General features: G+C 67.5%; 10 protein-coding genes. 7 read left to right on the top strand and 3 right to left on the bottom strand.

Annotation, left to right across the window (positions count from 1 at the left end; translation table 11 throughout):
• The first annotated feature begins 34 nt into the window (after positions 1–34).
• Together K3U94_RS15930 and nrdF are read left to right on the top strand one after the other, a co-directional pair.
• A complete protein-coding gene (locus K3U94_RS15930; RefSeq protein WP_220694337.1) occupies positions 35–1,549 on the top strand; it encodes a flavin-containing monooxygenase in 1,515 nt (504 codons plus the stop codon).
• Between the two features lie 97 nt (positions 1,550–1,646).
• Positions 1,647–2,621, top strand: coding sequence for a class 1b ribonucleoside-diphosphate reductase subunit beta (nrdF, locus tag K3U94_RS15925; protein ID WP_412178194.1), 975 nt, complete (start codon positions 1,647–1,649; stop codon positions 2,619–2,621).
• A gap of 87 nt (positions 2,622–2,708) precedes the next feature.
• On the opposite strand, the gene K3U94_RS15920 is transcribed toward nrdF, so the two are convergent.
• Positions 2,709–2,966, bottom strand: a complete 258-nt coding sequence (locus K3U94_RS15920; protein WP_220694336.1) for a helix-turn-helix domain-containing protein — start codon at positions 2,964–2,966, stop codon at positions 2,709–2,711.
• A 159-nt stretch (positions 2,967–3,125) separates the two neighbouring features.
• On the opposite strand from K3U94_RS15920, the gene K3U94_RS24150 reads away from it, so the two are divergent.
• On the top strand, positions 3,126–6,722 hold the full coding sequence (locus K3U94_RS24150; RefSeq protein ID WP_220694335.1) for a PE family protein: 3,597 nt from the start codon (positions 3,126–3,128) through the stop codon (positions 6,720–6,722).
• A gap of 49 nt (positions 6,723–6,771) precedes the next feature.
• The gene (locus tag K3U94_RS15910) at positions 6,772–7,443 is read left to right on the top strand and encodes an 8-oxoguanine DNA glycosylase OGG fold protein (protein ID WP_220694334.1); all 672 of its coding nucleotides are present in this window, start codon (positions 6,772–6,774) and stop codon (positions 7,441–7,443) included.
• Between the two features lie 125 nt (positions 7,444–7,568).
• Here the strand turns inward: K3U94_RS15910 and K3U94_RS24375 are convergent, their stop codons facing one another.
• Entirely contained in the window at positions 7,569–7,898 is a 330-nt protein-coding gene (locus K3U94_RS24375; RefSeq protein ID WP_220694333.1) for a DnaB-like helicase C-terminal domain-containing protein, read from the bottom strand.
• A 99-nt stretch (positions 7,899–7,997) separates the two neighbouring features.
• On the opposite strand from K3U94_RS24375, the gene K3U94_RS15900 reads away from it, so the two are divergent.
• Positions 7,998–9,221, top strand: coding sequence for an MFS transporter (locus tag K3U94_RS15900; RefSeq protein ID WP_220694332.1), 1,224 nt, complete (start codon positions 7,998–8,000; stop codon positions 9,219–9,221).
• A gap of 10 nt (positions 9,222–9,231) precedes the next feature.
• Complete coding sequence (locus K3U94_RS15895) at positions 9,232–9,645, top strand: DoxX family protein (protein WP_220694331.1); 414 nt, start codon at positions 9,232–9,234, stop codon at positions 9,643–9,645.
• Positions 9,646–9,650: 5 nt separating this feature from the next.
• On the opposite strand, the gene K3U94_RS15890 is transcribed toward K3U94_RS15895, so the two are convergent.
• Positions 9,651–10,325, bottom strand: coding sequence for a FadR/GntR family transcriptional regulator (locus K3U94_RS15890; RefSeq protein ID WP_220694330.1), 675 nt, complete (start codon positions 10,323–10,325; stop codon positions 9,651–9,653).
• Between the two features lie 150 nt (positions 10,326–10,475).
• Here K3U94_RS15890 and K3U94_RS15885 point away from each other — a divergent pair, with 150 nt between their 5' ends.
• Entirely contained in the window at positions 10,476–11,636 is a 1,161-nt protein-coding gene (locus K3U94_RS15885) for a CynX/NimT family MFS transporter (RefSeq protein WP_230987630.1), read from the top strand.
• Positions 11,637–11,684 lie beyond the last annotated feature (48 nt).

Raw genomic sequence — 11,684 nt, 5'->3', positions numbered from 1 at the left:
TGAACATCGATACCCCTGAAGGGAGGGATGCGCGATGACCCTGGCCGACCCCACCGCCGAGGACACCGGACAACGTGCACCGGTGCACACCCGGGCGCTCATCATCGGGACCGGGTTTTCCGGCCTGGGCATGGCTATCGCGCTACAGAAGCAGGGCGTGCAGTTCCTCATCCTGGAGAAGGCCGACGAGATCGGCGGGACCTGGCGCGACAACACCTATCCCGGATGCGCCTGCGACGTGCCGTCGCATCTCTACTCGTTCTCGTTCGAGCCGAAGGCCACGTGGAGCAAGCTGTTTTCGCCGCAGCCGGAGATCTTCGACTACCTCAAGGGCGTCACCGACAAGTACGGGTTGCGCCGCCACATCCGGTTCGGTGAGCGCGTCGAGCGCGCGCATTGGGACGACGGCGAATACCGCTGGCATGTGTTCACCGACTCCGGACGGGAGTACGTCGCGCAGTTCGTCATCTCCGGCGCCGGTGGCCTGCACATCCCGCGCCTGCCTGAGATCGAGGGGATAGAGCAGTTCGAGGGTGCGATGTTCCACTCCGCCCAGTGGGATCACAGCGTCGAGTTGGCCGGCAAGAAGGTCGCGGTGATCGGCACCGGCGCCAGCGCCATCCAGATCGTTCCGGAACTGGTACGCAACGCCGACGTCGCGCAGGTGCAGCTGTATCAGCGCACCCCGCCGTGGGTGGTGCCGCGGCCCAACGCGCCCTTCCCGCGGGCGCTGCTCAAAGCGTTCGCGACGGTCCCGGGGTTGCGGCTGGCGGTGCGTTGGGGGATCTACTGGTGGCTGGAAGGCCTGGGCTACGCGATGACCAAGCGGCCCAGCCTGTTGCGTGCCGTCGAACTGGTCGCGAAGTGGAACATCAGGCGCAATGTGCGCGACAGGGAGCTGCGTCGTCGGCTCACGCCGAGCTACCGCGCCGGCTGCAAACGAATCCTGTACTCGCCCAACTACTATCAGGCGGTAGCCGACCCGAAGACGACGCTGATCACCGAGCGGATCACCCGGATCACTCCCACCGGGATCGTCACCGCCGACGGCGTCGAGCGTCCCGTCGACGTCATCGTGGGCGCCACCGGTTTTCACGTCACCGACTCCTACACCTACGTCGAGGTGAAGGGCCCGCACGGCGAAGACTTGGGGGACCGCTGGAACCGTGAGGGGGTGGTCGCGCATCACGGTATCGCGGTGGCCGACATGCCCAATCTGTTCTTCCTGCTCGGTCCCAACACCGCGCTCGGCCACACCTCGGTGGTGTTCATGATCGAGTCGCAGATCCGCTACGTCGCGCAGGCGATCGCCGCGACCGACAAGCTCGGCGCGCAGGCATTGGCACCCACCCGCGCGGCCCAGGACCGCTACAACGCGGAGTTGCAGGACAAGCTCGCCGGATCGGTGTGGATCACCGGCGGCTGCAACAGCTGGTATCTCGACGAGCACGGTGTCAACCGGACTCTGTGGAGCGGCATGACCTGGCAGTATTGGCGGTCCACCCGCTCGTTGCGGCCCTCCGAGTACCGCTTTTCCGGAGTCGGCTGACACGACACGCAGACACAACTTCTTGTGTTGCGGGGGAATGTCGGACACCAGGGGTAGTGTTTGTGGCCTAGGTGCCGGCGGATGAAATGGGGTTCTGGTGGCTGAGGGTGTGAAGCTGATCGACCGGACGTCCGCGATCAACTGGAACCGGGTGCAAGACGACAAAGACGCCGAGGTCTGGGATCGCCTGACCGGCAATTTCTGGCTGCCGGAGAAGGTGCCGGTCTCTAACGACCTGCCGTCATGGGGCACCCTGACCGATCACGAGAAGCAGCTCACGATGCGGGTGTTCACCGGGCTGACGCTGCTGGACACCATCCAGGGCACGGTCGGGGCGGTCAGCCTGATTCCCGACTCGCTGACCCCGCACGAGCAGGCGGTCTACACCAACATCGCATTCATGGAGTCGGTGCACGCCAAGAGCTACAGCCAGATTTTCTCCACGCTGTGTTCCACCAATGAGATTGATGACGCGTTCCGCTGGTCGGAGGAGAACCCCAACCTGCAGCGCAAGGCCGAGATCGTCATGCAGTACTACCGGGGTGACGAGCCGCTCAAGCGCAAGGTGGCCTCCACCCTGCTGGAAAGCTTTCTGTTCTACTCCGGCTTCTATCTGCCGATGTACTGGTCGAGCCGGGCCAAGCTGACCAACACCGCCGACATGATCCGGCTGATCATCCGCGACGAGGCGGTGCACGGCTACTACATCGGCTACAAGTATCAGCGCGGCCTGGCCCTCGTCGACGAGGCGAAGCGGGCCGAGCTCAAGGAGTACACCTACGACCTGCTCTACGAGCTCTACGAGAACGAGGTCGAGTACACCCAGGATCTGTACGACGATGTCGGCCTGACCGAGGACGTGAAGAAGTTCTTGCGCTACAACGCAAATAAGGCGTTGATGAACCTCGGCTACGAGGCGCTGTTCCCGCGCGAGGAGACCGACGTGAACCCGGCGATCTTGTCGGCGCTGTCGCCCAACGCCGACGAGAACCACGACTTCTTCTCCGGTTCCGGGTCGTCGTACGTGATCGGCAAGGCCGTCGTCACCGAAGACGAGGACTGGGAGTTCTGATTTAGCAGAGAGGCACCGCCTCACTGCGGCCAGACGTCGTTCGGCCTCTATACGCGTGGTCTGGCGGACCGGTTCGGTGGGCCGGTCCTACCGGTCCTGCATGAGTTCGCTGACCGGAACCCCAAGCGCATCGGCCAGGTCGAATAGCCGCTCGTAGAGCAGGCTGCGCCGGCCATGCTCGACGTCGATCAAGACGTTGCGGGTAACCCCGGACTTGAGCGCCAAGGCTTCTTGGGTGATGCCGAGTTCGGTTCGCAGCGTGCGGATTCGGAAGCCAACATCCACACGTCGTTGCGCCCATGCCGCAGCCCGCTCGGGATCTGTCTGTCCGGGGCGCGTGGGCACCTGTACCACTAACCGGACAACGGCCGCCGTTGTCTGCCCTACTAGTGTTACATTCATCGGAATTGTGGCGCGCCCAGGTTCGCCACAGCTAAAGCCAAGGGGTTTCGAGGGAAGGCTGTTTCGATGGGTCGTCGTCATGGGCAGCGTTGCCCTGGCCGGGTGGGTACAGCAGGTTCGCGCGCATCGGGCGCCGTGGGCGCCATCGGTGCTTTCCTGGCTTTCGGGGTGGCGCCGGTGGCGGTCGCGCCTGCGGCGCAGGCCGAGGATTTCGACTGGTTGGCCGACCTGTTGGGTTCGGCTGAGGCGTCGATGTGGCCGGCGCCGGCGGTGTCGGAACCGGTGTGGAACCCGGATGCCATGGTCGATCTGTACAACTCATGGTTCTACACGCCCATCCACGAAATGCAGCAGAACTGGATTAACAGTGATTTCGGGGCATGGGTCAATGACAACCTGATCAACCCATTGCCGCAGTTGCTGTTTGGCCAGGACTTCATCGGCAACGGCGCTGACGGCATCAGTGGCGGCACGCTGGCCCAGGCCGCCGGTGGTAACGGTGGCCTGTGGTTCGGCGACGGCGGTGCCGGTGGCACCAGCGCTGACGGGTTTGGTGGCGCGGGCGGTTCCGCGCTGGGCGCATTCGGCAACGGTGGTGCCGGTGGCGCCGGTGTTGACGGCGGCGACGGAGGTGACGGCGGCGCTGGCGGCTGGCTGATGGGCATCGGCGGCGCTGGTGGGGCCGGCGGAACTGGACTGTCGGGTCTCGACGGCGGTGATGGCGGCATCGGCGGTGCCGGTGTGGGCATGTTGTTCGGCAATGGCGGCGCCGGCGGCGCGGGTGGCCGCGGAGGAGCGGGTGCCGCCGGCGAGACCGGGGGCGCGGGTGCCAATGGCGGTAACGGTGGTGCCGGAGGCATAGGCGGTAACGGCGGGGCCGGTGGGCGGGGTGCCTGGCTGGTGGGCTCGGGCGGGAACGGTGGCGTTGGTGGCTACGGGGGCTCCGGCGGTGCCGGTGGCACTGGCGGAAATGGCCTGGACGCGGTCACGGCCGGTGGCGCCGGTGGGGATGCCGGTGACGGTGGAAACGGTGGTGTCGGAGGTGCCGGGGGTGCGGCTGGCATCGGTGGCGCAAGTGGGCTGATCGGAGCAGCGGGCTCGACGGCTGCAGCGGGTAACGGTGGTGACGGCGGTGATGCCGGCCTCGCTGGCAACGGCGGTAACGGCGCTGCCGGCGATGCCGCGCACGTTGACGGTGGCGCTGGTGGGCGCGGTGGGGACGCGGGTGCCGAGGGTGCTGGTGGCGCTGCCGGCGGCGGTGGTGGCGTCGCTGGTAAGGCTGGCGCCGATGTCACCGTGTACATCCCGCCCAGCGGCGGCCCAATCTTCCCGGTCCCAACGCCGGCGGATTTCATTAGGGCCGGCAACGGCGGTAACGGCGGCGCCGGCTACACCGCCACGGACGCCGGCGCATCGGGTGGCAACGGCGGTGCCGGCGGTGCCGCCGGGTCGGTCGGAAACGGCGGACATGGCGGCGCCGGTGGTAACGGCGCGGCTGGGGCCGCTGGCGTCACCGGTGGGCAGGCCGGACAGGCCGGCGGGGCCGGTGGCAACGGGGGAGCCGGTGGTACCGGCGGTGCCCTAAAGGGTTTCGGTGGCACCGGTGGTGACGCCGGTGTCGGTGGCAACGGCGGCCAGGGCGCTGCCGGCAATGCCGCGCATGTTGACGGCGGCGCCGGTGGGCGTGGCGGTGACGCGGGCACCGCGGGCGCTGCGGGGACGGGCCATATTGCTGGTTCATCAGGAGCGGCAGCCAACGGCGGTGGAAATGGCGGCAATGGCGGCGACGGTTACACGGCCACCGTTGCGGGTGCGTCGGGCGGCAAGGGTGGCGCCGGTGGCGACGCCGGTTCGGTCGGTAACGGCGGCCAGGGCGGTGCTGGCGGCAACGGCGCGGCGGGCGCCGCGGGTACTAACGGCGTCAATCCTGGCACCCATGGGAAGAGCGGGCAGGAAGGTGGTTCTGGTGGGAACGGCGGCGTCGGCGGAAAGGGCGGCGCGTTATCCGGAAACGGTGGAGCAGGCGGCCACGGCGGCAAGGGCGCCACGGGTGGCAACGGCGGCAGTGGAGTCGCTGGGGCGGCAGGCGATAGCGCTCAGTACAACAGCGGCTTAGACGGCGGCAACGGCGGCGCAGGTGGAAACGGGGGCAACGGAGGCGCCGGTGGCCACGGAGGCGATGGAGGCGCCGGCGGTACCGCAGTTAACGGCGACGCCGGTACGCACGGTGCCGGTGGCCAAGGTGGCGCCGGAGGCAAAGCTGGCAACGCAGGTGACGGCGGCAAGGGTGGCGACGGGGCGGGTGGTGGCAACAACGTCACGGCGGGCTCCGGTGGCAACGGCGGCAAGGGCGGCGATCGCGGCGCTATAGGAGCTGGCGGGATCGGGGGCCTGGATGTCGACGGCACCCGCGCTGCCAGCGGTGTCGACGGTGCCGCTGCTACCGCTGGCGGCAACGGTGGCGCCGGAGGTGCGGGCGGGCCCGGCTATGGCATCAATGAAATCAATTCTGTCGCGCAGGTGGCTGGTCACGGCGGCAATGGCGGCGACTCGGGCGTGATCGGGAACGGCGGTGCTGGTGGTACCGGTGGAGTCACGTACTCCTATGAGGGCTACACCGGAGGTGCTGGCGGTAACGGTGGAACTGGGAGTGGAGCCGGCTATAGCGGCGGGAACGGTGGCGCTGGCGGCCAAGGCGGTAACGGGCACTTTGATGGCGGTGTTGACTCTGGTCCTGGTGGTGATGGCGGTGCTGGTGGTGCCGGTGGTGACGGCCTCAATGGTGCTAATGGCGGTGCCGGAGGCAAGGGGGGCGATGGTGGTACCGGCTTCAGCAGCGGAGTTGTCGGCGGTACTGGTGGCGCTGGTGGCGCTGGCGGGGCTGGCTACGGCAGCGGCAGTACTGCTGGCGTAGGCGGTGCCGGCGGCAATGGCGGCGGCGGGGGCGGCAGCGACTGGGGTCTCTCTGACGGCGGTACTGGTGGTGCTGGGGGTAATGGTGGCAACGGGGTAGACGGCGCCAAAGCTGCTGCGGGAGGCGCCGGTGGCGAGGGCGGCGAAGGTATAGCCAGCGGCAAGGGCGGCCAGGGCGGGATGGGCGGCGCCAGCAACGGCGGTACAGGCGGTGCCGGAGGACTAGGAGGATCCGGCGGTACCGATTGGACTGGGGGTGGCGGCGGAGGCGGCGGCGGGGGAGCCGGCAACGGTGGGATCGGTGGTGCCGGCGGCGTGGGCGGTGAGGCGGGACAAAGCAGCTGGAGCATCGACGGCAATATCGGTGGCGCCGGTGGGACTGGGGGAACTGGCGGAATGGGCATCGAGGGCGGTGTCGGCGGCGCGGGCGGATCCGGCGGCGCTGGCGGCGTAGGTGTCAATCAAGGCGTTGGCGGTACCGGTGGTACCGGCGGCATTGGCGGTAAGGGCGACGCCAACGCGGCTGGTGGTCAGGGCGGCAAGGGCGGCGATGGCGGCACCGGTAACGGGCGTTACGAATACTTTCCAGGTATCGGCGGCACCGGCGGTACCGGCGGCGGCGGTGGCCAAATTGGCGCGAACGGCGACGGGACCGGCGGCCGCGGCGGCGACGGCGGCACCGGCTTCAACGGTAGGCAGGGCGGTGCTGGCGGCCCGGGCGGCCCCGGTGCGGTCGACGGGACACCGGGTACGGCAGGTGCCCGCGGCCAAGACAGAGACCAATAACCCGCGGCCAAGACAGAGACCAATAAGTCGACTTGACTACTCGTCAGCCATGACAGCTACTGAAGACGCCAGCACCGAGGAACGCCCGTACTCCAACTGGGCCAAGTACCGATCAGAGTGGTGGACACGCTATTTCAGCGATGGGCTCGTTCACTTTTGGCCCCCGGAGCTCGATCAGCTTGAACTCGACGACAACGGTTATCGGTGGATTTCGCGTGATGACGTGTTCCGCATAGCGGCCACCGAATCCGACCACCGCGAGCTGCACACCGCTGTTGCCGCCTACGTGTGGGGGCTGGGCAAGAACGCCTACTCCATAGGGCGGATGGTTCGGGCATTCACCGCCAACGCCGACACGGTCGAGCAGAACCTGCGCACGGCTGCGGCGATCCAGGCCACCGAGGGAACGGTCGCTGCCTACGAAGCGATGCTTCCGGGTGGGGTCGCCAGGACAAAGCACATGGGTCCGGCCTACTTCACCAAGTTCCTGTTCTTCGTCGGCGGGCGTAACCCAGCGGGCGACGGGCTGCGCCCCTTGGTGCTCGACAGTCGCGTCGCCACGGCGCTGCGGGCTCGCGGCATCTTCGATCCAGAGGTCGGCAACGACAGCTGGCCCAGCGAGCTGTATCGCCGCTACCTGGACTACTGCCAACAGCAGAACCCGGATGACCCGGAGGCCGTGGAGGCCGAGCTGTTCACGGAGGGACGGGCTGCGGACTGATCGGGCAGTCGATGAATTTTCCTCGACTGAGTTGGTGCCCCACGGTGTACATCGTCGGTGCGACTGCGCCTTTGGCCAGGACGAGGTCGACTTCTCGTTCGGGGGCCGTATGTCTGTCTCACCTATCAGGTCGGTAGAGCCGGCTCGATCCCTACGCCTGTCGCTAGCGTGAACGTAGTCGTAGCGACGACCGCTATGTTTTCGTCCAGGGCAATGCCTTTGAGGTGTCGGCAGAAGTCGACCATCACCGGCGAGTGAGTCTTGGATGACCGGGGAAAGACCAACTGTGCCGCGATATGCGTCGCCAGGGCGGTTACACCGGATCCGGTGTAGCCGGCGATGACGGTCAATGAGCCGGGCTGAAGTCCGCCGTCGAGCGCTGCATCGATTTCGCGAAAACCTGTAGGCACAGGACCGATCGAACTACTTGGCTGATCGTCTTGGCGTGAGCACATGTGCGGGACCGTAGCGGGCAGGGCTGACAAATCCCGATCGGATATGCCGCGGGATTCATTCGGCCCCCGCGGGTTCCAAACCCGTGCTTACATAGCCGAATGACGGTTGTCGCCAACCCGGAAACCCGAACCCAGCAGTTCGTCAACCTGTTGCTGGCCACCGGTGTCTCGGTCATCTGCTTCTGGGCGTGGACGCTGATCGGTCCGCTGTCGACGCAGTACACCGCCGCGATGAAGTTGAGCACCACCGCCCAGGCGCTGATGGTGGCCACCCCGATCCTGGTCGGCGCGCTGGGCCGGATTGCCACCGGACTGATGACCGACCGCTTCGGGGGCCGCACCATGTTCATCGGGGTCTCGCTGGCTTCGATTGCCCCGGTACTGGTGGTCGGGTATGCGGCCAAGATCGGCTCCTACCCGCTGATGCTGGCGGCGGGGTTCTTCCTCGGTGTGGCCGGCACCGTCTTTGCGATCGGAATCCCGTTCGCCAACAACTGGTTTGCCCCCGAACGCCGCGGCTTCGCCACCGGAGTGTTCGGCATGGGCATGGTGGGTACCGCGGTGTCGGCGTTCTTCACCCCGCGGTTCGTCAGGTGGTTCGGGCTGTTCACCACCCATCTCATAGTTGCGGGGGCCCTGGCGGTTTCGGCGCTGCTGTGTGTGGTGCTGATGCACAACGGCCCGCGCTTCGTGCCCAACACCACACCAGTGCTGCCGAAGCTCAAAGCCGCCGCACGCCTGCGGGTCACCTGGGAGATGTCGCTGCTGTACGGGCTGGTCTTCGGCGGCTTCGTGGCCTTCTGCAGCTACCTGCCCATCTACATCAAGACGGTCTACGACTTCTCCGCGGTCGGCGCGGGGGAGCGCACCGCCGCGTTCGCGCTGGCCGCGGTGCTGGCCCGGCTGCTCGGCGGAACACTGGCCGACCACATCGCGCCCAAGTACGTGGTGTTGGCCTCGCTGGCCGGTATCGCCGTGCAGACACTGATCTCGGTATTCAAACCGCCCGCCGATATCTGGTCGGGTCTGACGTTTCTGCCGCTTGCGGTCGCGCTCGGCATCGGCACCGGCGGGGTGTTCGCCTGGGTGTCGCGCCGTGCCCCGGCCGGTTCCGTCGGCTCGGTCACCGGGATCGTCGCCGCGGTCGGCGGTTTGGGAGGCTACTTCCCGCCGCTGGTGATGGGCGCAACTTACGATCCGGCCCGCAACAGCTACGCGGTGGGATTGCTGCTCCTGGTGGCCACGGCGGTGATCCTGTTCGGCTACACCGCAGTGTATTTGCGCGCGCAAGAACCTATCGCTTCACAATCACCGTCGAGTTGAGGGAGACACGATGACGACAAACGCCGACCCCACCACACCGCGACGTTCCCGGGCGTGGATCACCGGAGCCGCGATCACCGCTCTGCTGGGGCTTTTCTTCGCGTTCGACAGCATCCCCAAGATCCTGGGCGTGCCGTTTGCCCGCGAAGCCACCGAAGCGCTCGGCTTTTCGCCAGACAAGACCGCGGTGATCGGCTGGGTTCTGCTGGTGTGTCTGGCCGTCTTCCTGATCCCGCGCACCGCGGTGCTGGGTGCGCTGGGCCTGACCGCTTACCTGGGCGGGGCGGTCACCATCAACCTGCATGCCGACAAGCCGCTGGCGGGCTTCGTGCTATCCGGGGTATATGTCGGAGTGCTGATGTGGATCGGCCTCATCTTGCGGCGACCGGACCTGTTGCGAGTGTTGGGGCTCCGGCGCGACTGAGCATCTCAACGGGGCGGTAGCTGGTCCAGCAGTTCGTCGAGGAATGCGCCCGCCTCACGCCCGGCCGCCTCGACATCGGCGGCGGCGATCGCCTCCACCAAGCCCCGGTGCCGGATCTGGTCCGCCTCCACCGGTTTCGCGCTCGTCGTGGCCACACTGGCCATGACCACCTCGGTGAGCCCGCAGTACAGCTCGGTCAACACCGGATTGTGCGAGCAGCGGACCACCGCGAGATGGAAATCGGTGTCGGCCCGGACGAAGTCTTCGTGCCGGCCCTGCTGCTGGTGGCTGTCGCGGCGGTGCAACAGCGCGCGCAGCTCGGCCAGATCCTCCTCGGTGCGGGCGGCCGCGGCCAGGCGTGCCCCTTCCACCTCCAGGCAACGCCGCACCTGGAGCACGTCGCGCAGCTGCGGGCCGCACAGCCGACGTACCGCGCCGGACACCTCGCTGGTGGCGCGCACGTAGGTCCCGTCGCCCTGGCGGACCTCCAGGATGCCGCTGTGGGCGAGCGCCCGGACCGCCTCACGCACGGTATTGCGGCCGACGCCCAGCGCTTCAGCGAGCTCTGGCTCGGTGGGGATGCGCGTATCGACCGGCCATTCCCCGCCAGCCACTGAGGCGCGAAGCTGCTCAATCACCTGATCTACCAAGCCGGTGCGGCGGGTGGTGACCAACGGCACAGCATCCTCCCTTCATCCAATCATAGGATGTATGCGATCCTACGTTAGGTGACCCGCACCGCCCGCACTGCGCGCACCGAAACGCTCAGCCAGTACGAGCACGACCTCGAGCTGGAGCTTGAGGGTGCCGCCGAATTCCGGCCCGCGACTATGGCAGCCGGCGGTGCACTGCTGACCGTTGCGGTGGTCTTGACCGCGCTGAACCTGCGTCCCGCGATCACCAGTGTGGGGCCCCTGCTCCCGGAGATGCGTGGAGCATTGGGCACCTCGGACACCTGGGCCGGCGTCCTGACCACGTTGCCCGGTCTGTGTTTCGCCGCCGCCGGGCTGGGTGCGCCGTGGTTGTCGCGGCGGATCGGGCTGGGCCGCACGGTCTCCGCGGCACTGCTCATACTTGTTGCGGGACTGCTGATCCGGGTTTGCGACGGGCCCTTGGTGGTGCTCGGCGGAACACTGGTGGCGACCGCCGGAATCGCGTTGATCAACGTGCTGATCCCGGTGATCATCCGAGGATCCTTCCCGGCACAGGTCGGGCTGATGACCGGGGTCTACACCGCGGCACTGCAAGGGGGAGGAGCGCTGGGCTCCGCCGTCACCCCGGTCCTCGACGACGCGCTGGGCGGCTGGCGCTCAGCCCTGGGCGCCTGGAGTGCGTTGGCGCTGCTGGCCTTGGCGGCCTGGGTGATCGGTGCTCGCGGATTCGACCGGCCCGGGGCCGCCGCGCCCGTGGCCACGGCGAAAGGCCGGTCGCTGCTGCGCAGCAGGCTGGCCTGGACGGTCACGCTGTTCTTCGGTACCCAGTCGTTCCTCGCCTACGTGGTGATGGGCTGGCTGCCCGAGGTGCTGATCGACAACGGAACCAGCGAAACGCGTGCCGGGCTGCTGCTCGGCCTGATCTCGCTGATAGCCGTGCCGATCAGCCTGATCGTCTCTCCGCTGGCCGCCCGTCGCGACAGTCAAAGCGGATGGATCGTCGGGCTGGGTGTACTCGGCATCGCCGGAGTGCTCGGTCTGCTGATCGCGCCGGCGGCCGCACCACTGCTGTGGAGCGTGCTGGTGGGCCTGGGAATGAGCGTGTTCTCGTTGGCGCTCACCGTGATTGCACTGCGAGCCCGCGACGCGCAGGACACCGCGAGCCTGTCGGGGATGGCCCAGGGTTTCGGCTACCTGCTCGCCGGTGCCGGCCCGTTCCTGTTCGGCCTGTTGCACCACGTCAGTGGTGGGTGGACCGTGCCGTGGCTCATGATGCTGGCTGTCTACCTGGTGCAGACGGTGGCGGGTGCGCTAGCGGGGCGCAACCGCTACGTCTGAGCAGCCACCACCGAACGTGCACTGAGACCGGGGATTTCGCGAATTTTT

Origin of the sequence: Mycolicibacter heraklionensis (assembly GCF_019645815.1) — a bacterium.
Classification (GTDB): Bacteria; Actinomycetota; Actinomycetes; order Mycobacteriales; family Mycobacteriaceae; genus Mycobacterium; species Mycobacterium heraklionense.
The sequence above is the reverse complement of the archived record's forward strand: the minus strand, read 5'-3'. Positions and strand labels throughout refer to the sequence as shown.

Bases quoted from the DNA above. Each gene is read 5' to 3' on its own strand.
- K3U94_RS15930 (WP_220694337.1), top strand. From the start codon at position 35: ATGACCCTGGCCGACCCCACCGCCGAGGACACCGGACAACGTGCACCG.
- K3U94_RS15910 (WP_220694334.1), top strand. From the start codon at position 6,772: ATGACAGCTACTGAAGACGCCAGCACCGAGGAACGCCCGTACTCCAAC.
- K3U94_RS24375 (WP_220694333.1), bottom strand. From the start codon at position 7,898: ATGTGCTCACGCCAAGACGATCAGCCAAGTAGTTCGATCGGTCCTGTG.
- K3U94_RS15900 (WP_220694332.1), top strand. From the start codon at position 7,998: ATGACGGTTGTCGCCAACCCGGAAACCCGAACCCAGCAGTTCGTCAAC.
- K3U94_RS15895 (WP_220694331.1), top strand. From the start codon at position 9,232: ATGACGACAAACGCCGACCCCACCACACCGCGACGTTCCCGGGCGTGG.
- K3U94_RS15885 (WP_230987630.1), top strand. From the start codon at position 10,476: ATGGCAGCCGGCGGTGCACTGCTGACCGTTGCGGTGGTCTTGACCGCG.